Origin of the sequence: Streptomyces sp. NPDC004065, from assembly GCF_044903565.1 — a bacterium.
Taxonomy (GTDB): domain Bacteria; phylum Actinomycetota; class Actinomycetes; order Streptomycetales; family Streptomycetaceae; genus Streptomyces.
Window position 1 is genome coordinate 93,787 of record NZ_JBJDQT010000019.1, and the last position, 24,337, is coordinate 118,123.

At 74.1% G+C, this 24,337-nt stretch carries 23 protein-coding genes; 15 read left to right on the forward strand and 8 right to left on the reverse strand.

The annotated features are described in order from the left end of the window. The first annotated feature begins 2 nt into the window (after positions 1–2). The 6 genes from ACI2LW_RS20710 to ACI2LW_RS20735 all read left to right on the forward strand — a co-directional run bounded on the left by ACI2LW_RS20710 (position 3) and on the right by ACI2LW_RS20735 (position 8,175). The gene (locus ACI2LW_RS20710) at positions 3–866 is read left to right on the forward strand and encodes a TrmH family RNA methyltransferase (RefSeq protein WP_404732662.1); all 864 of its coding nucleotides are present in this window, start codon (positions 3–5) and stop codon (positions 864–866) included. 50 nt (positions 867–916) lie between these two features. After that, positions 917–2,053, forward strand: a complete 1,137-nt coding sequence (locus tag ACI2LW_RS20715) for an ATP-binding protein (protein WP_404732663.1) — start codon at positions 917–919, stop codon at positions 2,051–2,053. 174 nt (positions 2,054–2,227) lie between these two features. Then, the gene (gene pheS, locus ACI2LW_RS20720) at positions 2,228–3,349 is read left to right on the forward strand and encodes a phenylalanine--tRNA ligase subunit alpha (RefSeq protein ID WP_404732664.1); all 1,122 of its coding nucleotides are present in this window, start codon (positions 2,228–2,230) and stop codon (positions 3,347–3,349) included. Then, positions 3,349–5,853, forward strand: a complete 2,505-nt coding sequence (pheT, locus tag ACI2LW_RS20725) for a phenylalanine--tRNA ligase subunit beta (protein WP_404732665.1) — start codon at positions 3,349–3,351, stop codon at positions 5,851–5,853. Before pheS ends, pheT begins: the two co-directional genes overlap by 1 nt. A 355-nt stretch (positions 5,854–6,208) precedes the next feature. Continuing rightward, a complete protein-coding gene (locus ACI2LW_RS20730; protein WP_404732666.1) occupies positions 6,209–7,549 on the forward strand; it encodes a transcriptional regulator in 1,341 nt (446 codons plus the stop codon). A gap of 95 nt (positions 7,550–7,644) precedes the next feature. After that, complete coding sequence (locus ACI2LW_RS20735) at positions 7,645–8,175, forward strand: NUDIX hydrolase (RefSeq protein ID WP_404732667.1); 531 nt, start codon at positions 7,645–7,647, stop codon at positions 8,173–8,175. A 176-nt stretch (positions 8,176–8,351) separates the two neighbouring features. Here ACI2LW_RS20735 and ACI2LW_RS20740 read toward each other — a convergent pair whose 3' ends face one another. After that, on the reverse strand, positions 8,352–9,212 hold the full coding sequence (locus ACI2LW_RS20740; RefSeq protein ID WP_404732668.1) for a 3-hydroxybutyryl-CoA dehydrogenase: 861 nt from the start codon (positions 9,210–9,212) through the stop codon (positions 8,352–8,354). 170 nt (positions 9,213–9,382) lie between these two features. Between ACI2LW_RS20740 and ACI2LW_RS20745 the strand changes: the two genes are divergently transcribed. After that, a complete protein-coding gene (locus ACI2LW_RS20745; RefSeq protein WP_404732669.1) occupies positions 9,383–10,717 on the forward strand; it encodes a glycoside hydrolase family 10 protein in 1,335 nt (444 codons plus the stop codon). A gap of 276 nt (positions 10,718–10,993) precedes the next feature. Here the strand turns inward: ACI2LW_RS20745 and ACI2LW_RS20750 are convergent, their stop codons facing one another. After that, on the reverse strand, positions 10,994–11,206 hold the full coding sequence (locus tag ACI2LW_RS20750; RefSeq protein WP_404732670.1) for a DUF1918 domain-containing protein: 213 nt from the start codon (positions 11,204–11,206) through the stop codon (positions 10,994–10,996). Between the two features lie 117 nt (positions 11,207–11,323). Then, complete coding sequence (locus ACI2LW_RS20755) at positions 11,324–12,361, reverse strand: DMT family transporter (RefSeq protein ID WP_404732671.1); 1,038 nt, start codon at positions 12,359–12,361, stop codon at positions 11,324–11,326. On the opposite strand from ACI2LW_RS20755, the gene ACI2LW_RS20760 reads away from it, so the two are divergent. The 3 genes from ACI2LW_RS20760 to ACI2LW_RS20770 all read left to right on the forward strand — a co-directional run bounded on the left by ACI2LW_RS20760 (position 12,360) and on the right by ACI2LW_RS20770 (position 15,085). Further along, positions 12,360–13,805, forward strand: coding sequence for a PLP-dependent aminotransferase family protein (locus ACI2LW_RS20760; protein ID WP_404732672.1), 1,446 nt, complete (start codon positions 12,360–12,362; stop codon positions 13,803–13,805). The genes ACI2LW_RS20755 and ACI2LW_RS20760 overlap by 2 nt on opposite strands. A 133-nt stretch (positions 13,806–13,938) precedes the next feature. After that, entirely contained in the window at positions 13,939–14,376 is a 438-nt protein-coding gene (locus ACI2LW_RS20765) for a GNAT family N-acetyltransferase (RefSeq protein WP_404732673.1), read from the forward strand. Between the two features lie 115 nt (positions 14,377–14,491). Then, the gene (locus ACI2LW_RS20770) at positions 14,492–15,085 is read left to right on the forward strand and encodes a histidine phosphatase family protein (protein ID WP_404732674.1); all 594 of its coding nucleotides are present in this window, start codon (positions 14,492–14,494) and stop codon (positions 15,083–15,085) included. Here the strand turns inward: ACI2LW_RS20770 and ACI2LW_RS20775 are convergent. After that, entirely contained in the window at positions 15,067–15,510 is a 444-nt protein-coding gene (locus ACI2LW_RS20775; RefSeq protein WP_404732675.1) for a DUF6314 family protein, read from the reverse strand. The genes ACI2LW_RS20770 and ACI2LW_RS20775 overlap by 19 nt on opposite strands. Before the next feature lie 246 nt (positions 15,511–15,756). Here ACI2LW_RS20775 and argC point away from each other — a divergent pair, with 246 nt between their 5' ends. The 5 genes from argC to ACI2LW_RS20800 are packed head-to-tail and all read left to right on the forward strand — an operon-like array spanning position 15,757 to position 20,593. Next, on the forward strand, positions 15,757–16,785 hold the full coding sequence (argC, locus tag ACI2LW_RS20780) for an N-acetyl-gamma-glutamyl-phosphate reductase (RefSeq protein WP_404732676.1): 1,029 nt from the start codon (positions 15,757–15,759) through the stop codon (positions 16,783–16,785). Further along, the gene (gene argJ / locus ACI2LW_RS20785) at positions 16,782–17,936 is read left to right on the forward strand and encodes a bifunctional glutamate N-acetyltransferase/amino-acid acetyltransferase ArgJ (RefSeq protein WP_404732677.1); all 1,155 of its coding nucleotides are present in this window, start codon (positions 16,782–16,784) and stop codon (positions 17,934–17,936) included. The genes argC and argJ overlap by 4 nt, the downstream gene beginning before the upstream one ends. Beyond that, positions 17,933–18,841, forward strand: a complete 909-nt coding sequence (gene argB / locus ACI2LW_RS20790) for an acetylglutamate kinase (RefSeq protein ID WP_404732678.1) — start codon at positions 17,933–17,935, stop codon at positions 18,839–18,841. The genes argJ and argB overlap by 4 nt, the downstream gene beginning before the upstream one ends. Next, entirely contained in the window at positions 18,838–20,034 is a 1,197-nt protein-coding gene (locus tag ACI2LW_RS20795) for an acetylornithine transaminase (RefSeq protein WP_404732679.1), read from the forward strand. Before argB ends, ACI2LW_RS20795 begins: the two co-directional genes overlap by 4 nt. A 7-nt stretch (positions 20,035–20,041) precedes the next feature. After that, entirely contained in the window at positions 20,042–20,593 is a 552-nt protein-coding gene (locus tag ACI2LW_RS20800; RefSeq protein ID WP_404732680.1) for an arginine repressor, read from the forward strand. 132 nt (positions 20,594–20,725) lie between these two features. Here ACI2LW_RS20800 and ACI2LW_RS20805 read toward each other — a convergent pair whose 3' ends face one another. From ACI2LW_RS20805 to ACI2LW_RS20820, 4 genes are read right to left on the reverse strand one after another with little or no spacing between them, the layout of a single operon-like run. Then, a complete protein-coding gene (locus tag ACI2LW_RS20805; protein WP_404732723.1) occupies positions 20,726–21,463 on the reverse strand; it encodes an FAD:protein FMN transferase in 738 nt (245 codons plus the stop codon). 55 nt (positions 21,464–21,518) lie between these two features. Beyond that, on the reverse strand, positions 21,519–22,319 hold the full coding sequence (locus tag ACI2LW_RS20810) for an FMN-binding protein (RefSeq protein ID WP_404732681.1): 801 nt from the start codon (positions 22,317–22,319) through the stop codon (positions 21,519–21,521). Positions 22,320–22,347: 28 nt separating this feature from the next. Continuing rightward, entirely contained in the window at positions 22,348–23,730 is a 1,383-nt protein-coding gene (locus ACI2LW_RS20815; RefSeq protein WP_404732682.1) for a ferric reductase-like transmembrane domain-containing protein, read from the reverse strand. A 59-nt stretch (positions 23,731–23,789) separates the two neighbouring features. Further along, positions 23,790–24,311, reverse strand: coding sequence for an FMN-binding protein (locus ACI2LW_RS20820; protein ID WP_404732683.1), 522 nt, complete (start codon positions 24,309–24,311; stop codon positions 23,790–23,792). Positions 24,312–24,337 lie beyond the last annotated feature (26 nt).

Below are 24,337 nucleotides of genomic sequence, written 5' to 3' on the forward strand. Positions count from 1 at the left end.
GCATGTTCCCCGCCGGTCACGAGCCGATCTCCCCCCGCTCGCCCCGGGTGCAGGCCGCCCGCCGGCTGGCCAGGCGGAACTTCCGGGGGAAGGAGCGGCTGTTCCTCGCCGAGGGGCCGCAGGCCGTGCGGGAGGCCACCGCCCATCGCGCGGCCGGCGGCGGCGCCACGCTCGCCGAGCTGTTCGCGACGCCCGACGCCGCCGAGCGGTACGCCGACATCGTGCGGCGGGCCCGGGACTCCGGCGCCCGCATCCACCTCGCCGCGGACGCCGTCATCGCCGACATCTCCACCACCGTCACCCCGCAGGGCCTGGTCGGCGTCTGCCGCTTCCTCGACACCCCGTTCGAGGAGATCCTCTCCGCCCGCCCCCGCCTGGTCGCCGTCCTCGCGCACGTCCGCGACCCCGGCAACGCCGGGACCGTCCTGCGCTGCGCCGACGCCGCCGGGGCGGACGCCGTGGTGCTCACCGACGCCTCCGTGGACCTGTACAACCCCAAGGCCGTGCGCGCCTCCGTCGGCTCGCTGTTCCACCTGCCCGTCGCCGTCGGCGTCCCCGTGGAGCGGGCGATGGAGGGCCTGAAGAACGCCGGGGTGCGCATCCTCGCCGCCGACGGAGCGGGCGAGCAGGACCTCGACGACGAGCTCGACAAGGGCACCATGGGCGGCCCCACCGCCTGGGTGTTCGGCAACGAGGCCTGGGGCCTGCCCGAGGAGACCCGGGCGCTCGCCGACGCCGTCGTACGCGTCCCGATCCACGGAAAGGCCGAGAGTCTGAACCTCGCGACGGCCGCCGCCGTATGTCTCTACGCGTCCGCGCGTGCACAGCGCGCCGCCGGAGGGTGCCGCTCCGTCACCGAGAGCTAGTAGGGTGACCAGCTCGGGGGCCCTCTGCGTCGGAGAGGTGGGGTACGGGGATGGGTGTCGGCACGAGCAGCGCACCGGGCACACGGGACACGCGCCGCCCGCCCGCGCCACGGCACGGTGATCCGGCCGGGCCCGGCGTCGACCCCGACGACCTGCCCGACGGCCTGGTGATCGCCGACGAGCACGGCCGGGTGGTGTGCTTCAACGCCGCCGCCGCCCGCATCACCGCCGTCCCCGCCGAGCAGGCCCTCGGGCAGCCGCTGGAGAAGGCCCTGCCCCTGGAGGACCTGGAGGGGCGGCGCTGGTGGCAGCTGACCGACCCCTACGGCGGGCTCGCCATCCGCGTCGGGCAGCCCGAGCGCAACCTGCTGCTGCACGGCGGCCACGAGGTCCTCGTGTCGGCCCGGTACGTGCGCGCGCACCCCACCGGGCCCGTCCGCCGGGTGGTGGTCAGCCTGCGGGACACCGAGGCCCGCCGGCGCACCGAGCGCTCCCACGCCGAGCTGATCGCCACCGTCGCCCACGAGCTGCGCTCGCCCCTGACCTCCGTCAAGGGCTTCACCGCGACCCTGCTCGCCAAGTGGGAACGGTTCACCGACGACCAGAAGCGGCTGATGCTGGAGACCGTCGACGCCGACGCCGACCGCGTCACCCGGCTGATCGCCGAACTGCTCGACATCTCCCGCATCGACTCCGGCCGGCTCGAGGTGCGCCGCCAGCTCGTCGACATCGGCGCCGCCGTGGGCCGCCACATCCAGGCGTACGTCGCCGCCGGCCAGCCCGCCGACCGCTTCCTGCTGCGCATCGAACAGCCGCTGCCCGCGCTGTGGGCGGACCCGGACAAGATCGACCAGGTGCTGAGCAACCTCCTGGAAAATGCCGTGCGGCACGGCGAGGGAACCGTCACCATTGACATCGCGCCCGCGGCGTCCCCCCGTGAGGGGGAGCACGCCGGTACGTCGGTCATGGTGAGCGACGAGGGGCCCGGCATCCCGGAGGAGTCCATGAACCGCGTCTTCACCCGCTTCTGGCGGGGCAGCAAACGCGGCGGCACCGGCCTCGGGCTCTACATCGTCAAGGGCATCGTCGAGGCGCACGGCGGCACCATCACGGTCGGACGCGCCCCCGGCGGCGGCGCGCGGTTCCGATTTACCCTGCCCGTGGGCACGCCGGCACACCTGCTCTGATCCCGGCGCCGCACCCACGGGCGCATTCGCTCGGTCCAGCCCCGTTAGACTCGGCCTTTGGCACCTTTGTGTCCCACCACTGGAGACGGAAACGTCCACGAGCCGGTGCGGGGGACTGTCAGCCTGGGGCCACCTCCCAGCGTCGGCTGGGAACAATCGGAAGCACGGGAAGAGATGTCGGCACCCAATAAGTCGTACGACCCTGTCGAGGTCGAGGCGTTGAAACCGGAAGAGATCGAGCGCATGCGGGACGAGGCGCTCGCCGCCTTCGCCGCCGCGGACTCCCTCGACGCGCTCCACGAGGCCAAGGTCGCCCACACCGGCCCCGCCTCCCCGCTGGCCCTCGCCAACCGCGAGATCGGCGCCCTGCCCCCGCACGCCAAGGCGGACGCCGGCAAGCGCGTCGGCATGGCCCGCGGCGCGGTGAACAAGGCCCTCGCCGCCCGCCAGGCCGAACTGGAGGCGGAGCGGGACGCCCGCGTGCTGGTGGAGGAGGACGTCGACGTCACGCTGCCGTACGACCGCGTCCCGGCCGGCGCCCGGCACCCGCTGACCACGCTGTCGGAGCGCATCGAGGACATCTTCGTGGCCATGGGCTACGAGGTCGCCGAGGGCCCGCAGGTCGAGGCGGAGTGGTTCAACTTCGACGCCCTCAACATCGGCCCGGACCACCCGGCCCGCGGCGAGGCCGACACCTTCTTCGTGCAGGGCCCCGAGGGCGGCACCGAGTCCGGCGTCGTCCTGCGCACCCACACCTCGCCGGTGCAGATCCGCTCCCTGCTGGAGCGCGAACTGCCGGTCTACGTGATCTGCCCCGGCCGCGTGTACCGCACCGACGAGCTGGACGCCACCCACACGCCCGTCTTTCACCAGGTCGAGCTGCTCGCCGTGGACGAGGGCCTGACCATGGCCGACCTCAAGGGCACCCTGGACCACATGGTCCAGTCACTGTTCGGTGAGGGCATGAAGACCCGGCTGCGGCCGAACTTCTTCCCCTTCACCGAGCCGAGCGCCGAGATGGACATGCTCTGCTACGTGTGCAAGGGCGAGTCCGTCGGCAACCCGGACCGGCCCTGCCGCACCTGCTCCTCCGAGGGCTGGATCGAGCTGGGCGGCTGCGGCATGGTCAACCCGCGGGTGCTCGTCGCCTGCGGCGTCGACCCGGAGAAGTACAGCGGCTTCGCCTTCGGGTTCGGCATCGAGCGGATGCTGATGTTCCGCCACAACGTCGAGGACATGAGAGACATGGTCGAGGGTGACGTCCGGTTCACCCGGCCGTTCGGGATGGAGATCTGATGCGGGTCCCGCTTTCCTGGCTGCGGGAGTACGTCGACCTGCCGGCGACGGAGTCCGGGCGCGACGTCCAGGCCAAGCTCATTGCGGCCGGTCTCGAGGTGGAGACGGTCGAGCAGCTCGGCGCCGACCTCAAGGGCCCCCTCGTGGTCGGCCAGGTGCTGACCATCGAGGAGCTGGAGGGCTTCAAGAAGCCGATCCGCTTCTGCACCGTCGACGTCGGGCAGGCCAACGGCACCGGCGAGCCCCAGGAGATCGTCTGCGGCGCCCGCAACTTCGCCGTCGGCGACAAGGTCGTCGTGGTCCTCCCCGGCGCAGTGCTGCCCGGCGGCTTCGCGATCAGCGCCCGCAAGACCTACGGCAGGGTCTCGCACGGCATGATCTGCTCCAGCGACGAGCTGGGCATGGGCGACGACGGCAGCCACGGCATCATCGTGCTGCCGCCGGAGACCGAGGTCGGCAAGGACGCCATCGAGCTGCTCGAACTGGTCGACGAGGTCCTCGACATCGCCGTCACCCCCGACCGCGGCTACTGCCTGTCGATGCGCGGCGTGGCCCGCGAGACCGCCATCGCCTACGGCCTGCCGCTGCGCGACCCGGCGCTGCTCGACGTGCCCGCGCCGAACGCCTTCGGCTACCCGGTGGAGATCTCCGAGCCGCTCGGCTGCGACCGCTTCACCGCCCGCACCGTCAGCGGTCTGGACCCCGAGGCACGCTCCCCGATCTGGCTGCAGCGCCGCCTGCAGAAGGCCGGCATGCGCCCGATCTCGCTCGCCGTCGACGTCACCAACTACGTGATGCTCGAACTGGGCCAGCCCCTGCACGCCTACGACCGCGCCCGCGTCCAGGGCACGATCGGCGTGCGCCGGGCCGAGGAGGGCGAGAAGTTCACCACCCTCGACGGCGTCAAGCGCACCCTGCACGCCGAGGACCTGGTCATCACCGACGAGCGGGGCCCGATCGGCCTGGCCGGCGTGATGGGCGGCGCCCACACGGAGATCGACGACACCGAGGGCACCACCACCGACGTCGTCATCGAGGCCGCCCACTTCGACCAGGTCTCCATCGCGCGCACCGCCCGCCGCCACAAGCTGTCCTCGGAGGCCTCCCGCCGCTTCGAGCGGGGCGTCGACCCGCAGGCCGCGTCCGCCGCGGCCCAGCGCACCGTCGACCTGCTGGTGCTGCTCGCGGGCGGCACGGCCGACGCGGGCGTCACCGAGGTCGTCACGCCCTCCGCGCCGCGCACCATCACCATCCCGGCGGACCACCCCGACAAGGTCGCGGGCGTCCGGTACGGCCGCGAGACCGTCGTGCGCCGGCTCCAGGAGGTCGGCTGCGACGTCGTGGGAGTGGACGAGCTGGTCGTCACCCCTCCGTCCTGGCGGCCCGACCTGACCGACCCCAACGACCTCGCCGAAGAGGTCATCCGGCTGGAGGGCTACGAGAACCTGCCCTCCACCCTGCCCAAGCCGCCCTCCGGCCGCGGCCTGACGCACCGTCAGCGGCTGCACCGCCGGGTCGGCCGCGCGCTGGCCGGCGCGGGCTACGTCGAGGCGCCCGCCTACCCGTTCGTCGGCGAGCAGATCTTCGACCAGCTCGGCCTGGAGGCCGGCGACCCGGCCCGCCGCGTGGTGCGGCTGACCAACCCGCTCAGCGACGAGGAGCCGGCGCTGCGCACCACGCTGCTGCCCGGCCTGCTCGCCGCGCTGCGCCGCAACGACGGCCGCGGCAGCCACGACCTGGCGCTGTTCGAGACGGGGCTGGTCTTCCACCCGCGCGAGGAGCAGCGGACCGCGCCGCGCCTGCCCGTCGACCGGCGCCCCACCGACGAGGAGATCGCCGAGCTGACCGCCGCGCTGCCCGAGCAGCCGCGGCACGTGGCCGTGGTCCTCGCGGGCGCCCGCGAGCAGTCCGGCTGGTGGGGCAAGGGCCGCCCCGCCGACTGGGCCGACGCCGTCGAGGCCGCGCGCGTCGTCGCCCGCGAGTCCGGGGCCGAACTCATCGTCCGCAAGGGCCGGTACGGGCCGTGGCACCCGGGCCGCTGCGCCGAGCTCGCGGTCGCCGTGGACGGCGCCGAGCGGGTCGTGGGCCACGCGGGCGAACTGCACCCGCGCGTGGTCAAGGCGCTGGGGCTGCCCGCGCGCACCTGCGCGATGGAGCTGAACCTGGACGCCCTCGAGGAGGCCGGCGACGACACCCCGCAGGCGCCGTCCATCTCCACCTTCCCGGTCGCCACGCAGGACGTCGCGCTCGTCGTCGGCAAGCCGGTGCCGGCCGCCGAGGTCGAGGCCGCGCTGCGCGAGGGCGCCGGTGAACTGCTGGAGTCCCTGCGCCTGTTCGACGTGTACGAGAACGCCGAGCAGCTCGGCGAGGGCCGCAAGTCGCTGGCGTACGCGCTGCGCTTCCGCGCCCCCGACCGCACGCTGACGGTCGACGAGGCGTCGGCGGCCCGGGACGCGGCGGTGGCGCTGGCCGCCGAGCGCACGGGCGCGGAGCTGCGCGGCTAGTTCACAGGGCACGGCCGGTTCGGCGGACAGGGGGGCGGATTCTTCCGCCCCCCTGTCCGATGTCCGCTCCTGTCCGGCGTCCGCCCCGGTCCGGTGTGCGAGGCACCGGCGGCCGGCCGTCCGCCCCGCCACGGAGTGTCGGGCAGGCGGCGGAGCGGACGGCACGGCCCCGGGCCGCCGCACTGTACGAGGGGGAGCCGGCGGCCCGTCCGGCCTCTTGACGAGGCATCTCAGTCAATCGGCTGGAAACTCTCCGCGACAGCGCGCACACGGTGCGGATGCGCGCACTCGCTTCACACCCCGTGTGAAGGGCGACGCACTACTCTGTGCGCACCGATCCACCGGGGGGCCTGGGATGCAGCCCAACACTCTGCTCGACGCGATCCTGGACGAGGCCGGCATCTCGCACGCGGGCCTGGCCGCGCACGTCAACCAGGCGGGGCGGGCACGCGGACTGGCGCTGAGGTACGAACACACCGCCGTGGCACGGTGGTTGAAGGGCCAGCGCCCGCGCGGGCAGGTGCCGGACCTGATCTGCGAGGTGCTCGCCGCCCGGCTGCACCGGCCCGTCACGCTCGACGACATCGGCCTGGGCGTGCCCGGCGAGCCCGCCGCCCCGCACGGCACCACGCTCTCCGGCTTCGTCGAGCGCGCCACCGCCCTGTGGCGCTCCGACGAGCAGCAGCGCCCGCACATCCTGGGCGCCCCCGCGGTGACCGGCACGCCCGCGGTGATGCCGGTGTGGGAGTGGGAGAACCCGCCCGAGGACGTCGACGTCTCCCGCGGCGGCCGGCACCGGGTGACCCCCGCCGACCTCGAGATGCTGCGGGCCGCCCGCACCCACTACGAGCAGATGTACCGCAAGGCCGGCGGCATCGCGACCCGCAGCCGTGTCGTGGGCTTCCTCAACGCCGAGGCCGCGCCGCTGCTGCGCGGCAGCTACACCGACGCCACCGGCCGCCAACTCCACCGCGCCACGGGGGGCTTGGTGGCCATCGCGGGCATCTGCGCCTACGACTCCGACGCGCACGGACTGGCCCAGCGCTACTTCCACCAGGCGCTGCGGCTCGCCAAGGCCAGCGGGGACCGCGGACTGGGCGCGTACGTGATAGCGCTGCTGGTCAACCAGTCGCTGTTCATGCGGGAGTTCCGCCAGGCCGTCGCCTTCGCGGAGGCCGCGCTGCGCGCCGCCGGCCGGCACATCACCCCCGCGCTGGCCACCGACCTGTACGCGATGCAGGCCAAGGCGTACGCCCACCTCGGCGACGGCACGAGCGCGCTGTCGTGCATCCGGCGCGCCGAACAGTCCGCCGAACGCATCCGGCGCGGTCACGAGCCCGACGAGACCGGCTATGTCCAGCCCGGACTGGTGAACGTGCAGGTGGCGGAGGCGCTGCTGAGCCTCGGCGACCTGGCGGCGGCGGCCGAGCACGCCACCGCCGCCGTGGACAACCCGGCGCACGACCGCGGCCGGGTGCACCGCCTGGCCATGCTCAGCACGGTCCAGCTGCGCCAGGGCAACGCCGAGGAGGCGGTGGCCAACGCGGTGCGGATGGCCGAGCAGGCGCGGGGGATGGAGTCGCGGCGGCTGCGCGACCGGCTGCGCGCGGTGCGCGAGCACCTGGTGCGCAGCGGCTGCGCCGGCACCGCGGAGGCGGCCGAACTCATCGACGGGGCGCTGCGCGTGCCGCTGTGAGGGCCGCCGCGCGCCGTGCGCGGCCGAGTGTGCGCCTGCTGCCGGACCCGTGCGGCTGCGATATTGCCACTGACCCGACGGAAGGTGGCAGAACCGTGCAGTGGACGAAACAGAACGAACAAACTGTGTATGAAAACCGCTGGTTCACCGTCAACCTCGCGGATGTGGAGCTGCCGGACGGCCGGCACCTCGACCACTTCCTCATACGGCTGCGGCCCGTCGCCGTGGCCACGGTGGTCAACGCGTCCAACGAGGTCCTGCTGCTGTGGCGGCACCGCTTCATCACCGACAGCTGGGGGTGGGAACTCGCGGCCGGCGTCGTCGAGGACGGCGAGGACGTCGCACGCGCGGCGGCCAGGGAACTGGAGGAGGAGACCGGCTGGCGGCCCGGACCCCTGCACCACCTCATGACCGTGGAACCGTCCAACGGTCTCACCGACGCCCGGCACCACATCTACTGGACGGAGGCGGGCGAGTACGTCGGGCACCCCGTGGACGACTTCGAGTCCGACCGCCGCGAGTGGGTACCCCTCAAGCTCGTCCCCGACATGATCGCCCGCGGCGAGGTCCCGGCCGCGAACATGGCCGCCGCGCTGCTCCTGCTGCACCACCTCAGGCTCGGCTGAGAGGGAGCCCGGCCGGACCGGGCCGCACACCCGGACCGGCCCGCACCCGGACCGGCCCGCAACCGGACCGGCCCGTACACCCGGATCGCCCCGGACCGTCACGGCCCGGCGACCCGTCCCGGCACCGTCCCCCGCCGCACGGTGCCGGGCACGCGCGCCGCGCCCCGCGGGGCCGGTCAGCCGTAGGTGTAGAAGCCCGAGCCGCTCTTGCGGCCCAGCCGCCCCGCGTCCACCATCCGCTGGAGCAGCGGCGGCGCGGCGTACAGCGGCTCCTTGTACTCCTCGTACATGCTCTGCGCCACCGAGGCGACCGTGTCCAGGCCGATCAGGTCGGACAGCTTCAGCGGGCCCATCGGGTGGGCGCAGCCCAGCTCCATGCCGTTGTCGATGTCCTCGCGGCTGGCGATGCCCGACTCGAACATCCGGATGGCGGAGAGCAGGTACGGGATCAGCAGCGCGTTCACCACGAAGCCGGAGCGGTCCTGGGCGCGGATCGCGTGCTTGCCCAGCACCTTCTCGGCGAACAGCTGCGCGCGGCTCAGCGTGCCCTCGGAGGTGGTGAGCGCCGGGATCAGCTCGACCAGCTTCTGCACCGGGGCCGGGTTGAAGAAGTGGACGCCGATGACCTGGTCGGGCCGTGCGGTGGCGACGGCCAGCCTCACCAGCGGGATCGAGGAGGTGTTGGAGGCGAGGATCGCGTCCGGGCGGGTCACCACCTGGTCGAGGACCTGGAAGATCTCGGTCTTGACCTGCTCGTTCTCCACCACGGCCTCGATCACGAGATCGCGGTCGGCGAACTCGCCGAGGTCGGTGGTGAAGCTCAGCCGCGCCTGCGTCGCGTCCCGCTCCTCCTCGGTGATCTTGCCGCGCTCGGCCGCCTTGGACAGGGAGTTGAACAGCCGGGTGCGGCCGATCTCCAGGGCCTCGCCGGTGGTCTCGGCGACCCTCACGTCCAGGCCGGCCCGGGCGCACACCTCGGCGATGCCCGCACCCATCTGGCCGCAGCCCACCACTCCGACGCGTTCGATGTCGGTCACATCGTCCTCTTTCGCTGATCTACGGCTGTGGCAGGCGGCCCGTTGGTGTGGTGCCTGCTCCGATCGTGCACGTTACCCCCGTCGTGACGATGATCGATCGTCCGGGTCGTGCATGCTGGCCCCGTACACGATCCGTGACCGGGCGGATCCAGGGCGTGCGGGGGTCGCGGATGGACCGAGTGACACGACGGGCGTTCACCGTGGCCGCGCTGTCCACGCTGGCCGCGGCCGGGGACGCGACGGCAGCCCGCGGGCGTCCCGGCCCCGTGGCCGGGACGACACCCCGCCCGCGCCCGGCCGGCGGCACGGCGCACCGGCCGGCGGCGGGCGGCGCGCCGGACCCGCGTCCCCTCACCGGCGCGCGCGGCGGGCGCGCCGTCACCGAGATGCGCGGGATGTGGCTGGCGACCGTGGCCAACCACGACTTCCCCTCCCGCACGGGGCTCAGCGCGGCCCGCCAGCGCCGGGAGCTGACCGCGCTGCTGGACGCGGCCGTGCGCCACCGTCTGAACACGGTGATCCTCCAGGTGCGCCCGACGGCCGACGCGCTGTGGCCCTCGCCCCACGAGCCCTGGTCGGAGTACCTGACCGGGACCCAGGGCCGCGATCCCGGCTGGGACCCGCTCGGCACCGCCGTCCGGGAGGCCCACGCCCGCGGGCTCCAGCTGCACGCCTGGTTCAACCCGTACCGGATCGCCCTGCACGCCGACCCGGCCCGGCTGGCCGCCTCCCATCCGGCCCGCAGGCACCCGGACTGGGTGGTGCGCCACGGCGGGAAGCTCTACTACGACCCCGGACTGCCCGAGGTCCGGGCCTTCGTCCAGCGGGCGATGCTCGACGCGGTGGAGCGGTACCCCGTGGACGGCGTCCACTTCGACGACTACTTCTACCCCTATCCGGTGGCCGGGCAGTCCTTCGACGACGACGTCTCCTACGACCGTCACGGCGGGGGCTTCCCGAGCCGGGCCGCCTGGCGCCGGGACAACGTGGACCGGCTGGTCCGTGAGACGGCGGCCGGCGTCCGGCGGGTCCGCCCCGGCACCCGGTTCGGGATCAGCCCCTTCGGCGTGTGGCGCAACGCCTCGACCGACCCGCGCGGCTCGGACACGCGGGCGGGCGTGCAGACGTACGACGACCTGTACGCGGACACCCGCACCTGGGTGCGGAAGGGCTGGATCGACTACGTCGTGCCGCAGCTGTACTGGAGCATCGGCTTCGCCGCCGCCGACTACGCGACCCTGGTCGACTGGTGGGCCCGGGTGGCGCGGGGCAGCCGTACCCGGCTGTACGTGGGGGAGGCGCTGTACAAGGCGGGTGACGCGGCCCAGGGGGCGGCCTGGCGGAACCCCGGCGAGCTCTCCCGCCACCTCACCCTCGCCGGCGCCCGTCCCGAGGTGCGCGGACACGTGTACTTCTCGGCCGGTCAGGTCGCGTCCGACCCGGCCGGCGCGCTGGCCCGGGTGGTCGCCGACCACTACCGTCGGCCCGCCCACGCCCCGCGCTGATCCGCCGCCCGGCACGCCCGTCCGGACACGCCGCCCGGCACGCCCGCCCGGACACGCCGCCCGGCACGCCCGCCACGACCCGCCGCCGCCCGGACACACCGCGAAGGCCGGTCCGGGCGGTGTCTCGTCCGGACGGCCGGAGGGCCGTGCGAGACGAGACGCCGGCCGTCCGGCCGATCACGGGGCGGTTGCAGGAGCCGGCCGACGGCCGGCACGTCCGGATCCGCCGGTGACGGACCCGGAGGGGATCCAGGGCGGATCAGGGCGTGTAACGCCCTAGTGGTGTTCCATTTCCTTGCGGCGGTCGTCCTTGTGACGGACCTGGCAGTCGGGTCCGGGGGACATCACGGCCTCGCGCCCGTCGGAGAAGCGGACGCGGTAGGGCGGGTTGCCCTCCGGGCCCATCACTTCGACGACCTCGGTGACCTGGTCGTGCTGGCCGACCACCCTGCCGTGCTGGACAAGCTGGTCGCCCACGGATGCGCGCATCTGCGGAGCCTCCTCACCATGTGCGGGAGCAGCGGTCCTCGGCTTCGAGTCTACGGCGTGCGGCCCGGCCGGGCCCGGTGTGCGCACCGCCCGGTCGCGACCGGTGCGGCGCACCGCTCAGCCCCGTGCCCGCTGGGTGACGGCGATGCACACCAGAACGGCGGCGGCCGTCAGCGGGGCGGCCGGCGTCAGGTGCTCGCCGAGGAGCAGCACCGACCACACCAGTGTGAGCAGCGGCTGTGCCAGCTGCAACTGGCTGGCCCTGGCGATCCCGGCCGCCGCCAGACCCCGGTACCAGACGACCAGCCCGAGGAACTGCGAGCCCACCGCCACCCACAGCAGCCCGGCCACGCCGTGCGCGGTCAGGTGCACCGGTTCCCGGGCCAGGGCGAGCGCGGCGCCGGGCACGGCCAGCGGCAGGCACAGCACCAGCGCCCAGCCGATCACCTGCCAGCCGGGCATGACCCGGGCCAGCCGGCCGCCCTCGGTGTACCCGGCGGCGCAGACCAGCAGGGCCGCGACGAGATATCCGTCGGCGGCGGTCAGCGCGCCGCCGCCCTGCCGGACGGTGAAGGCGGCCACGGCCGCGGCTCCCGCCACCGCGGCCACCCAGAAGGTGCGCGAGGGACGGGCGCCGACGCGCAGCGCGGACAGCAGCGCCGTGGTGAGCGGCAGCAGACCGACGACCACGGCGGCGTGCGCGGTGGTGGAGGTGCGCAGGGCGAGCGTGGTCAGCAGCGGGAAGCCGAACACCACCCCGGCGGCGACCACCGCGAGGCCCGGCCAGTGACGGCGGGCGGGCGGCGGTACGCGCAGCGCCAGCAGGCAGCCGCCCGCGACGACCGCGGCCAGCACACTGCGCACGGCCACCAGCGACCAGGGCCCGAAGCTCTCCAGCCCCCAGGCGGTGGCGGGGAAGGTGAGCGAGAAGGCGAGCACGCCGAGGGCGGCCTGGAACAGCCCGGCACGGCCGGTCCGTCCGGCGGCCGCACCGCCGGACCGCCGCCAGGACCGCCCTGCCCGGCCGGTGTGGTCCGTGCGCTCCGTGCGGTCCGTCGGGTCAGTGCGGTCCGTGCGGCCGTGCGGATCCGACGGGGCCGGCGGGGTGCCCACCGCTATCGCGGCGCGCGGAGTAGCGCTACTGTGTACTCTCATGAACCAGGGTAGCAGTGTCAACGAGCTCGCGGAAAAGCTGCGCAAGGAGCTCAACCGCTACTCACCCGGCGGAAAGCTGCCGTCCAGCCGGGCCCTGGTGGAGCGGTACCGGGTGAGTCCGGTGACGGTCTCCCGCGCCCTGGCGCGGCTCGCGGCCGAGGGGCTGGTGGTCACCCGCCCCGGCGCGGGGGCGTTCCGCGCGCAGCCGGATCCGGCGACGGCCGCCCGGGCGGGCGACACCTCCTGGCAGGAGGTCGCCCTCAGCGCCGACGGCGCCGGCGACCTCGTCCCGCGCACGGTGGACGCCTCCGGCGTCGTCGTCTCGCTCGCCGCGCCGCCGCCCGGGGTGATCGAGTTCAACGGCGGGTATCTGCACCCGTCCCTGCAGCCCGAACGGGCCATGGCCGCCGCGCTCGCCCGGGCCGGCCGCCGCCCCGGCGCCTGGGGCCGGCCGCCGCTGGACGGGTTGCCGGAGCTGCGCGAGTGGTTCGCCCGCCGCATCGGCGGGCCCGGCGGCGGACTGTCCGCCGCCGAGGTGCTGATCGCGGCCGGCGGGCAGTCCGCGCTGACCACCGCCCTGCGTGCGCTGGCCCCGCCCGGCGCCCCGGTGCTGGTGGAGTCGCCCACCTATCCGGGCATGCTGGCCATCGCCCGGGCCGGTGGACTGCGGCCCGTGCCGGTGCCGGTCGACCCGGACGGGGTGCGGCCCGACCTGCTGGCGGCCGCCTTCCGGGCGACCGGGGCACGGGTGTTCGTCTGCCAGCCGCTGTTCCAGAACCCCACGGGGGCGGTGCTCGCCCCCGCGCGGCGGGCCGAGGTACTGCGCACCGCCCGCGAGGCCGGCGCCTTCGTCGTCGAGGACGACTTCGTACGGCGCCTCGTGCACGAGGACGCCGGGCCGCTCCCGCCGCCGCTGGCCGCCGACGACGAGGACGGGGTCGTGGTGCACGTCGGCTCGCTGACCAAGGCGACCTCGCCCAGCTTCCGGGTGAGCGCGCTGGCCGCCCGCGGCCCGGTGCTCCAGCGGCTGCGCGCGATCCAGGTGGTGGACGCCTTCTTCGTGCCCCGGCCGCTGCAGGAGGCGGCCCTGGAACTGGTCGGCTCGCCCGCCTGGCCCCGCCATCTGCGCTCCATGTCGGCCGAGCTGACCGCCCGCCGCAACGCCATGACCGGCGCGCTGCGCCACCGGCTGCCCGAACTCGCCCTCCCGCACATCCCCTCCGGCGGCTACCACCTGTGGCTGCGCCTGCCCGACGGCACCGACGAGGCCGCCCTGACCGCCGCCGCCCTGCGCGCCGGCGTGGCGCTCACCCCCGGCCGCCCCTACTTCAGCGCCGAGCCCCCGGCCGCCCACCTCCGCCTGAGCTTCGCCGCGGTGGCCGGCACGGCCGAGATCACCGAGGGCGTACGCCGGCTGCGCGCGGCCTGTGACGAGGTGCTGTGAGCCTGCCCGGCGAGCGGCCCGCGACGGGGCGCCGTGGGCCTGCCCGGCGAGCGGCCCGCGACGGGGCCGCCGTGAGCCCGTCGGCGGCGAAACCGCCTCGACAACGATCACCGCGGCCTGCCAGTCTCCCGGCATGACCGACATCCCGCGCCTCGCCGACGGATACGAGATCTCCACGGACCCCGCCCGGATCGACGCCGGCCGCGTGCACCGCTGGCTGTCCACGGACGCCTACTGGGCGCTCGGCAGGCCGCTGGGCAAGCAGCGCCGGGCCATGGAGGGATCGCTCAACTTCGGGGTGTTCGACACGCTCTCCGGCGAGCAGGTGGCGTACGCGCGGGTGGTGACCGACCACGCCACCTTCGCCTGGCTGTGCGACGTCTACGTCGACCCGGCGGTACGCGGCAAGGGGCTCGGCACGGCCCTCGTCGGCGCCGTGCGCGAGCACCTGCGGCCCTGCGGGCTGCGGCGGATCATGCTCGCCACCCACGACGCGCACGGCGTGTACGAGAAGCTGGGCTTCCGTCCGCTGGAGCGGCCCGGGCAGTGGATGGCGCTCGTTATGGAGTGAAGCGCCCGGTTCCTCACCCGCCGGACCCCGGCCCGCGGGTAAAACTTCGTGTACCACGGGTAACCCGTGGGTGGCACCCCTTGACCCGCACCCGTGCGCGGCTCACGATCGCCGCATGGCACTTCGGGTCACGTTCGTCGCTGCCGCGCGCAGCTCACCGCTGCTCGCCGAGCGTTTCCAGGACGACCGGCCGTTGGACCAGGCGGGCTGGGACGAGGTGCGACGGGTGGCGCACGAGCTGCTGCCACTGGCCGCCGCGGACCTGCGCTACTGCTCGCCGACCCCGCGCAGCCGCGCCACCGGTGACGCCCTCGGCTACGCCCCGCTCGCGCAGCTCGCGCTGCGCGACTGCGACATGGGACGCTGGCGCGGGCTCACCCTCGGCGAGGCCATGGCCCGCGAGCCGCAGGCCGTGGACTCCTGGCTCGCCGACCCCCGGGGCACCCCGCACGGCGGGGAGTCGCTGCTGTCGTTCATCGGCCGGGTCGGCGGCTGGCTGGACACCCGGCCGGTCGAGGACGGCGGCGCCGTCGTCGCCGTGGCCGAGCCCTCGGTGATCCGCGCCGCGCTGGTCTACGCCCTCAACGCGCCCCCGTCGACGTACTGGAACATCGACGTGCGTCCGCTGTCGACGATCGCCCTGACCGGCCGGGCGGGCCGCTGGAACCTCCGCCTGGACGGCGTGCCGGCTCAGCCCTCCCGGGTGTAGTCCGTGGTCAGGACGAGGTCCTTGGCCGGACCGCGCACCCGCCACACCGTGCGCCAGCGGTCCGCGTCCAGCACGGTGAACTCGCCGCGGTAGAGGTCGGCCGCGCAGGGGTGGCCGGCCAGGTGCCGTCCGGAGCGCAGGTCCAGGTCGTGGAAGGGCCGCCCGTCGGCGAACCGCACGTCCGCCGTGCCCGGCGCGGCCCCGGGCAGGAAGCGCAGCGTGCGCCCGGCCGGCCGGGCGGCGCCCCGCCAGACGAAGGTGCCCGACTCCCGGTGCAGCAGACCGCCGCCGTCCAGCGCGGTGAAGGCGGTGCTCCCGGTGAAGCTCCCGGCCTCGCCGCTCGCCAGATCACGTACCGAGCGCTCCACGCGCCACCGCCCGGCCAGGAACCCGAGCACGTCCGGCACCGGCCAGAACCCGCTCATCGCACCCGCTCCCTCACACCCGCTCCCTCACCCCCGCGACCGCACGCCCGGCCGGCGTGACCGTCCCTGGCCATCCTGCCCCAGAACGCGGCCGTCCCTGCTCGCGGCCCCGCCCGCCGCGCGCCCGCCCCCGCGCCGCGCCCCACCCCGCCCCGCCCGGGTCGTGCTCCCTCCGGCGGACACCGCATAAAAGATTGCATAAACGTGCAGCGATACGTATAGTCATGCCATCGAGGAGGAGGGTCCATGGCTGTACGTGTGGCGGTCGCCGGAGCGAGTGGGTACGCGGGCGGGGAAGTGCTGCGCCTGCTGCTGACGCACCCCGAGGCCGAGATCGGCGCCCTGACCGGCAACTCCAACGCCGGGCAGCGGCTCGGCGCGCTCCAGCCGCACCTGCCGCCGCTGGCCGGCCGGGTGCTCACCGAGACCACCGCGGACGCCCTCGCCGGGCACGACGTCGTCTTCCTCGCGCTGCCGCACGGCCAGTCCGCGGCCGTCGCCGAGCGGCTCGGCCCGGACGTCCTCGTCATCGACATGGGCGCCGACTTCCGGCTGCGGGACCCGGCCGACTGGGAGCGCTTCTACGGCTCCCCGCACGCCGGCACCTGGCCCTACGGCCTCCCCGAACTGCCGGGTGCCCGCGCTGCGCTGGAGGGGTCCAAGCGCATCGCGGTGCCCGGTTGCTACCCGACGGCCGCCTCCCTCGCGCTAGCCCCGGCCTACGCGGCCGGACTCGTCGAGAACGAGGCCGTGATCGTCGCCGCCTCCGGCACCTCCGGCGCCGGCAAGGCGCCCAAGCCGCACCTGCTGGGCTCCGAGGTCATGGGCTCCATGACCCCCTACGGCGTCGGCGGCGGCCACCGGCACACCCCCGAGATGGTGCAGAACCTCAGCGCCGCGGCCGGCGAGCCCGTCACCGTCTCCTTCACCCCGACCCTCGCGCCGATGCCCCGCGGCATCCTCGCCACGTGCAGCGCCAGGGCCCGGCCGTCCGTCACCGCCGAGTCCGTGCGCGCCGCCTACGAGAAGGCCTACGCCGACGAGCCGTTCGTCCGCCTGCTGCCCGAGGGGCAGTGGCCCGCCACCGCCTCCGTGTACGGCTCCAACGCGGTCCAGATCCAGGTGGCCCTCGACCCGGCCGCGCACCGCGTCGTCGCGATCAGCGCCCTCGACAACCTGACCAAGGGCACCGCGGGCGGTGCCGTGCAGAGCATGAACATCGCCCTCGGGCTCGACGAGACCACCGGACTTTCCACGATCGGAGTCGCACCGTGAGCGTCACGGCAGCCAAGGGATTCCAGGCGGCGGGCATCGCCGCCGGGATCAAGGAGAACGGCAACCCGGACCTGGCCCTCGTGGTCAACACCGGGCCCCGCCGCGCCGCCGCCGGCGTCTTCACCTCCAACCGCGTCAAGGCCGCCCCCGTGCAGTGGTCGCAGCAGGTCCTCAAGACGGGCGCGCTGTCCGCGGTGGTCCTCAACTCCGGCGGCGCCAACGCCTGCACCGGGCCCAAGGGCTTCCAGGACACCCACGCCACCGCCGAGAAGGCCGCCGAGGTGCTCGGCCTCGCCCCCATCGAGGTCGCCGTGTGCTCGACCGGCCTCATCGGCGTGCTGCTCCCGATGGACAAGCTGCTGCCCGGCATCGCGACGGCCGCGGAGCGGCTCTCCGAGCACGGCGGCGAGAAGGCCGCCATCGCCATCAAGACCACCGACACCGTGCACAAGACCTCCGTCGTGACCTCCGCGGCGGGCTGGACGGTGGGCGGCATGGCCAAGGGCGCCGGCATGCTCGCGCCGGGCCTGGCCACCATGCTCGTCGTCCTCACCACCGACGCCGACGTCGAGGCCGGCGTGCTCGACAAGGCCCTGCGCGCCGCCACCCGGGTCACCTTCGACCGCGTCGACTCCGACGGCTGCATGTCCACCAACGACACGGTGCTGCTGCTCGCCTCGGGCTCCTCCGGCGTCACCCCGCGGTACGAGGAGTTCGCCGAGGCGGTCCGGGCCGTGTGCGACGACCTCGGACAGCAGCTCGTCCGGGACGCCGAGGGCGCGAGCAAGGACATCAGGATCGAGGTGGTCAACGCCGCGACCGAGGACGACGCGGTGGAGGTGGGCCGCTCCATCGCCCGCAACAACCTCCTCAAGTGCGCCATCCACGGCGAGGACCCCAACTGGGGCCGCGTCCTGTCCGCGATCGGCACCACCTCCGCCGCCTTCGAGCCGGACCGGCTGAACGTCGCCATCAACGGCGTGTGGGTGTGCAAGAACGGAGGGGTCGGCGAGGACCGCGACCAGGTCGACATGCGCTACCGGGAGGTCCACATCGTGGCCGACCTCGCCGCGGGCGACGAGACCGCCACCATCTGGACCAACGACCTGACCGCCGACTACGTCCACGAGAACAGCGCCTACTCCTCATGAGCACCGGAACCACGCGCAAGCACACCGCGCTCCCCAAGGCCCAGATCCTCATCGAGGCGCTGCCCTGGCTGACGCGGCACCACGGCAGGACCGTGGTCATCAAGTTCGGCGGCAACGCCATGGTGGACGACGACCTCAAGGCCGCCTTCGCCCAGGACGTCGTCTTCCTGCGGCACGCCGGGCTCAAGCCGGTCGTCGTGCACGGCGGCGGCCCGCAGATCAGCGCGGCCCTGGACCGGCACGGCATCGTCAGCGAGTTCAAGGCCGGCCTGCGCGTCACCACCGAGGACGCCATGGACGTCGTACGGATGGTGCTGGCCGGGCAGGTCCAGCGGGAGCTGGTCGGACTGCTCAACCGGCACGGGCCGCTCGCCGTGGGCCTGACCGGCGAGGACGCGCGCACCATCACCGCCACCAAGCACACCCCCGAGATCGACGGCGAGCCGGTCGACATCGGGCGGGTGGGGGAGATCACCGAGATCGACACCGGCGCCATCGAGGCCCTGCTCGCCGACGGCCGCATCCCGGTCGTCTCCTCTATCGCCCGCTCCCAGGACGACGGACATGTCTACAACGTCAATGCCGATACGGCTGCCGCGGCACTCGCTGCGGCACTGGGCGCCGAGACCCTCATGGTCCTCACCGACGTCGAGGGCCTCTACGAGGACTGGCCGAACTCCGACGAGGTGATCAGCCGTCTGACCGCGAGCCAGCTGGAGAAGCTGCTGCCGGAGCTGTCCTCCGGCATGGTCCCGAAGATGGAGGGCTGCCTGCACGCCGTGCGCAACGGCGTCACCACCGCCCGCGTCATCGACGGGCGCGTCCAGCACTCCATCCTGCTGGAGATCTTCACCGACGAGGGCATCGGCACCATGGTGGTGCCGGACGAACAGGGGGAGTCATGAGCAACCGGGAACTGACCGCGCGCTGGCAGGGCGCGCTCATGGACAACTACGGCACTCCGCGCCTGCCCCTGGTGCGTGGCCAGGGCGCCCGGCTGTGGGACGCCGACGGCAAGGAGTACGCCGACTTCGTCGGCGGCATCGCGGTCAACGCCCTCGGCCACGCCCACCCGGCGGTCGTGGAGGCCGTGAGCCGGCAGATCGCCTCCCTCGGCCATGTCTCCAACCTGTTCATCGCCGAACCGCCGGTCGCCCTCGCCGAACGCCTGCTGCAGCTCTTCGGCCGCGACGGCAGGGTGTTCTTCTGCAACTCCGGCGCCGAGGCCAACGAGGGCGCCTTCAAGATCGGCCGGCTCACCGGGCGGACCCGTATGGTCGCCACCGACGGCGGCTTCCACGGCCGTACGATGGGGGCCCTCGCGCTGACCGGCCAGCCCGGCAAGCAGGAGCCGTTCCTGCCGCTGCCCGGCGAGGTCACGCATGTGCCCTACGGCGACGCCCAGGCGCTCGCCGCCGCCGTGACCGAGGAGACCGCCCTGGTGATCATCGAGCCGATCCAGGGCGAGAACGGGGTCGTGGTGCCCCCGGCCGGCTATCTGAAGGCGGCCCGGGCCATCACCGCGGCCACCGGATCGCTGCTGGTCCTCGACGAGGTGCAGACCGGCATCGGCCGTACCGGCTCCTGGTTCGAGTACCAGGCCCACGAGGGCGTCCTGCCGGACGTCGTCACGCTCGCCAAGGGCCTGGGCGGCGGCCTGCCGCTCGGCGCCACCGTCGCCTTCGGCCGGGCCGCCGGACTGCTGCGGCCCGGCCAGCACGGCACCACCTTCGGCGGCAACCCGGTCGCCTGCGCCGCGGGACTGGCGGTCCTGGACACCATCGCGGACGAGGGCCTGCTGGACAACGTCAAGCGGCAGGGCGAGCGGCTGCGCGACGGAATCGAGGCGATCGGCCACCCCTTGGCCGACCATGTCCGTGGCGCCGGACTGCTCCTGGGTATCGTGCTCACCGAGCCGCTGGCCGCACGGGTGCAGCAGGCGGCTCAGGAGGCCGGCTTCCTGGTGAACGCGCCCGCCCCGGACGTCGTACGGCTGATGCCGCCGCTGAACCTCGGCGACGACCTGGTGGACGCCTTCCTCGCAGCGCTGCCCGGCGTCCTGGACGTGGCCCACGGGGACGGACGATCCGGAGAATGAGACGACGATGAGTCAGGCGCAGGACCACGGGCACACCGACGCCGCGGCCTCCGGGCCCGCCGTGCCGCAGACCCGCACCGCACGCCACCGCCGGATCGTGGACATCCTCAACCGGCAACCGGTGCGCTCGCAGAGCCAGTTGGCGAAGCTGCTGGCCGACGACGGGCTGAGCGTCACCCAGGCGACGCTCTCCCGGGACCTGGACGAGCTGAACGCGGTCAAGATCCGCAACACCGACGGCGACCTCATCTACGCGGTACCGAGCGAGGGCGGCTTCCGCACCCCGCGCGCGCCGCTCGGGGAGTCCGCCAAGGAGGAGCGGATGCGGCGGCTGTCGCAGGAGCTGCTGATCTCCGCGGAGGCGTCGGCGAACCTCGTGGTCCTGCGCACCCCTCCGGGGGCGGCGCAGTTCCTGGCCTCCGCCATCGACCAGGCCGAACTGCACGACATCCTCGGCACGATCGCCGGCGACGACACCCTGCTGCTGATCAGCCGGGACCCCAGCGGGGGGCAGGCCCTCGCGGACCACCTGCTGAGACTGGCCCAGAACGGCCACTGACGGCGGCCCGGAACGGCCCTGACGGCGGCCCGAGCGCCCGGAACCTTCCGGCACCGGGCACACGGCACCCGGAACCCGGCACCCGGGGGAGACCCGGCCGCCGGGTGCCGGCGGTCGTTTCCGGGCGGTCGTTCAGCCCAGCCGCCGGGCCAGCCCCCCGGTGCACCGCACCTCGTCGCCCGCCGTGATCAGCAGGCCCTCCACGTCCGGCAGCGACTCCAGCCAGGCGAGCCCCTCGCGGGCTCCCATCGCGAACGCGGCCGTCGCCCAGCAGTCCGCCCAGGTCAGACGGGGCGCGACCACCGTGACCGACACCAGGTCGGTGACCGCCGAGCGCCTCGTGCGCGGATCGACGACATGGGCGCCGCGCTCGGCCGTGCCCGAGGTGGCCACCGCCAGCTCCGAGGCGCCCGCCGAGGAGATCACCGCCGCCAGCCCGCCCGGCCGCAACGGGTCCGACACCCCGACCCGCCACGGCCGCTGCGCCTGCGGGGCGCCGATCAGCTGTACGTCGCCGCCGCCGTTGACGCTGACGCCGCTCACCCCGGCCGCCGCGATCAGCCGGGCCGCCCGCTCGGCCGCCCAGCCCTTGACGACGCCCGTGGGGTCCAGCTCCCCCTGGTAGCGCAGGCTGAACCAGCCGTCGCTGGCCCGCTCCGCCTCGGCGCCCAGCTCGAGCACCTCGGCGACCTCCGGGTCGCACTCCACGACGGCCAGCTCGCCACGGGCCAGCCGGGAGACCTGGCTGTCGTCGCGGTAGGTGCTGAACACCTCGTTGACGCGGTGCAGTTGGCCCACCGCCTCGCGCAGCGCCGCCTGGACCGCGTCCGGATCCCCGCCGCGGACGTCGAAGGAGAAGACGGTCCCCATGACCTCCTCCGCGTGCCGCACCGCGGCGGGAGCCTGTGCCGGCTCGGCCACCGCTTCAGCCACCGGCCTGGTCCAGCGCCGACTGGAGCGACTGGCGGTAGCCGTTGCTGGTGTAGGTGGCTCCGGAGACGGCGTCGATGTCGGCGCTGCCGGCCGCCACGGCCTCCTGGTTGAGCTTGGGCACGGCCTGGGCGGTCTTCTGGTCGCTGAGTCCGCCCTTGGGCGCCCGCACCGCCTCCGCCTTGACGATCTTGCCACCGTCGACCGTGATCCGTACCTGGACCGGCCCGTACTGGGTCTGCGCGGCCTTGCCGGTCACGGTGCGCGCCTGCGCGGCGCCGGAGCCGCCCGGGTTCGCCCCGCCGGAACCGGAACCGGAACCGCCGGCACCGGCGGACGCCTTCACCTTGTCCAGCGCCGACTGCAGCGACTTCTTGTAGCCCTCGCTGGTGTAGGTGGCCCCGGAGACGGCGTCGATGTCGGCGCTGCCGGCCGCCACGGCCTCCTGGTTGAGCTTGGGCACGGCCTGGGCGGTCTTCTGGTCGCTGAGCCCGCCCTTGGGCGCCTGCACCGCCTCCGCCTTGACGACCTTGCCGTCGCTCACGGTCAGCCGGACCTGCACGGCGCCGTACTGGGTCGCGGCCGCGTCACCGGTGACCGTCCGCGTGCCCGTCTTCTGCGCCCCGCTGCCTCCCTGCGGCGCGTCCTGGGCCGCCGCCGTCTGCTGCGGAGCCGCTCCGGCCGCCGACGCGGCGGCCGGGTCCGAGGCCGGCTTCAACGACAGCAGCAGCACGATCCCGGACACCGTGGCGGCACCCGCCAGCACCGCACGCCGGATGGGGTGGCTCTTCCTCATCGCTTCGGATCTCCTGAAGTCCCGTCGCTCACATCTCGAACGACTCGTGATGGATACGGCGGGCGGGGACTCCCGCGCCGCGCAGTGCCTCGTACACCGACTGCGCGAAACCGGGCGGGCCGCACATGAAGACGTCGTGGCGGTCGATGTCGGCGATCTTCCGCTTGAGGGACTCGGCGGAGATGTCGGGGCGCTCGCCGTCCGGGCTGTTGACCGCGTACATCAGCCGGGCGCCGCGCTCGTCGGCGATCTTCGCCAGCTCGTCCCACAGCGCCAGGTCCTGGGTGCTGTTGGCCCGGTACAGCAGCGTGATGTCGCCGGCCGCGCCGGGCAGCGTCTCGAACAGCGCCCGCATCGGGGTGATGCCGACCCCGCCCGCCACCAGCAGCACCTTGCCGCGGCTGCGCCGGGCGGCGGTCAGCGCGCCGTACGGGCCCTCCGCCCACACCCGGGTGCCGGGCGTCAGTTCGCGCAGCCGCGCGCTGTGGTCGCCGATCGCCTTCACCGTGATGCGCAGCAGATCCGGGCGGGGCGCCGCCGACAGCGAGTACGGGTGCGAGCTGAACCGCATCCCCGGCGCCAGGAACCGCCAGCGGAAGAACTGCCCGGCCTCCGCGCCGATCCGGTGCAGCCTGCGGCCGCCGATCAGCACCGACACGATGCCCGGCGTCTCCTCGATGACCGCCTCGACCCGCATCCGGTGCCGGAGGTTCAGCCGGACCGGGGTGATGACGCGGTACCAGAGCACCATCGCGGTGACCGCGCCGTACAGGCCGTACCAGAAGGTCTTGGCCATCGGCTCGACCGCGAAGTCGTTGCCGGTGGTGATCTGGTGCCAGAACGTCAGGAACACCGCGACGTACGTGAACAGGTGCACGTGGTACCAGGTGTCGTACGGCATCCGGCGGCGCACCGGGCCGATCGAGACCAGCCCGATCACGACGAACAGGCCGGTGCCGACGGCCGCCTTGCCCATGTCGGGCAGCTGATTGATGGAGTCGATCGTCTGCTGCACGATGTCGCCGAGCGACTTGCCGGCCTGCAGCGCGTAGCCCCACATGATCAGGAAGACGTGCGCGAGGACCAGGCAGAGGGTGTAGCGGCCGCTCATCGCGTGCCAGCGGGCCACCCGGTCGGAGCCGACCCGCCGCTCCAGCGCGGGCACGCGCGCCATCTGCAGCACCACCAGCGCCATCAGATAGCCCGCCAGCAGACCCGTGATCCGGCCCGCGTTCAGGATCTTCCCGTTGGTGTCGGCGATGGACGGGGTGTTCATCCACCACAGCCAGATGACGGCCGCCGCGCCCGCCCAGACGGCGAGCAGCAACGGGACGGCGGGGGAGCGGCGCGGCCGGATGCGCCGCATCGTCTGGCGCCGGGCGGCGCGGCCTCCTGCGAGCGTGGTGGTCACGGTTCCTCCGTCGGGATTTGACCCTTGGCCCACAGATACGCGCCGGATGCGCCGCGTGTTCAGAGCCCCGCCGAGTCCAGCGCGGACTGAAGCGACCGCTTGTACCCGTCACTTGTGTACGTCGCCCCGGACACCGCGTCGATGCCGGCGCTCTGCGCCGTCAGCGCCTCGCCGCGCAGCCGGGGTACCGCGTAGCCGTTGATCTCCTGGTCGCGTGGGTTGCCCGTCGGGTAGGCGACCGCGGTGACGTCGGTGATCCTCCCCTTCTCGACGGTGATCCGCACCTGCACGGGGCCCCACCGGGTCTGCGCCGTCTCCCCCGTGTACGTGCCGCTGACCCTCGCCTTCCCACCGGAGGACGAACCGCCCGGACCCTGCGCACCGCCCGGTCCGGCCGGCCCGGTGGAGCCGCCGGACCCGGTGATGGCGCCCGGACCGCTGGAGGGGACGGGCGCGGGCGCGGCGGTGGTCTCCGGCGGGGTGTGCGGCTTCAGCGACAGCAGCATCACCAGCCCGGAGACGGTGGCCGCGCCCGCCAGGACCGCCCGGCGCAGCGGGCTCCGCTTGCTCAGCGCGTGCACGGCTTCCTCACAGTCCTCACAGTCCC

Bases quoted from the DNA above. Each gene is read 5' to 3' on its own strand.
- ACI2LW_RS20710 (WP_404732662.1), top strand. From the start codon at position 3: ATGTTCCCCGCCGGTCACGAGCCGATCTCCCCCCGCTCGCCCCGGGTG.
- ACI2LW_RS20715 (WP_404732663.1), top strand. From the start codon at position 917: ATGGGTGTCGGCACGAGCAGCGCACCGGGCACACGGGACACGCGCCGC.
- pheS (WP_404732664.1), top strand. From the start codon at position 2,228: ATGTCGGCACCCAATAAGTCGTACGACCCTGTCGAGGTCGAGGCGTTG.
- pheT (WP_404732665.1), top strand. From the start codon at position 3,349: ATGCGGGTCCCGCTTTCCTGGCTGCGGGAGTACGTCGACCTGCCGGCG.
- ACI2LW_RS20730 (WP_404732666.1), top strand. From the start codon at position 6,209: ATGCAGCCCAACACTCTGCTCGACGCGATCCTGGACGAGGCCGGCATC.
- ACI2LW_RS20745 (WP_404732669.1), top strand. From the start codon at position 9,383: ATGGACCGAGTGACACGACGGGCGTTCACCGTGGCCGCGCTGTCCACG.
- ACI2LW_RS20750 (WP_404732670.1), bottom strand. From the start codon at position 11,206: ATGCGCGCATCCGTGGGCGACCAGCTTGTCCAGCACGGCAGGGTGGTC.
- ACI2LW_RS20760 (WP_404732672.1), top strand. From the start codon at position 12,360: ATGAACCAGGGTAGCAGTGTCAACGAGCTCGCGGAAAAGCTGCGCAAG.
- ACI2LW_RS20755 (WP_404732671.1), bottom strand. From the start codon at position 12,361: ATGAGAGTACACAGTAGCGCTACTCCGCGCGCCGCGATAGCGGTGGGC.
- ACI2LW_RS20765 (WP_404732673.1), top strand. From the start codon at position 13,939: ATGACCGACATCCCGCGCCTCGCCGACGGATACGAGATCTCCACGGAC.
- ACI2LW_RS20770 (WP_404732674.1), top strand. From the start codon at position 14,492: ATGGCACTTCGGGTCACGTTCGTCGCTGCCGCGCGCAGCTCACCGCTG.
- ACI2LW_RS20775 (WP_404732675.1), bottom strand. From the start codon at position 15,510: ATGAGCGGGTTCTGGCCGGTGCCGGACGTGCTCGGGTTCCTGGCCGGG.
- argC (WP_404732676.1), top strand. From the start codon at position 15,757: ATGGCTGTACGTGTGGCGGTCGCCGGAGCGAGTGGGTACGCGGGCGGG.
- argB (WP_404732678.1), top strand. From the start codon at position 17,933: ATGAGCACCGGAACCACGCGCAAGCACACCGCGCTCCCCAAGGCCCAG.
- ACI2LW_RS20795 (WP_404732679.1), top strand. From the start codon at position 18,838: ATGAGCAACCGGGAACTGACCGCGCGCTGGCAGGGCGCGCTCATGGAC.
- ACI2LW_RS20800 (WP_404732680.1), top strand. From the start codon at position 20,042: ATGAGTCAGGCGCAGGACCACGGGCACACCGACGCCGCGGCCTCCGGG.
- ACI2LW_RS20805 (WP_404732723.1), bottom strand. From the start codon at position 21,463: ATGGGGACCGTCTTCTCCTTCGACGTCCGCGGCGGGGATCCGGACGCG.
- ACI2LW_RS20810 (WP_404732681.1), bottom strand. From the start codon at position 22,319: ATGAGGAAGAGCCACCCCATCCGGCGTGCGGTGCTGGCGGGTGCCGCC.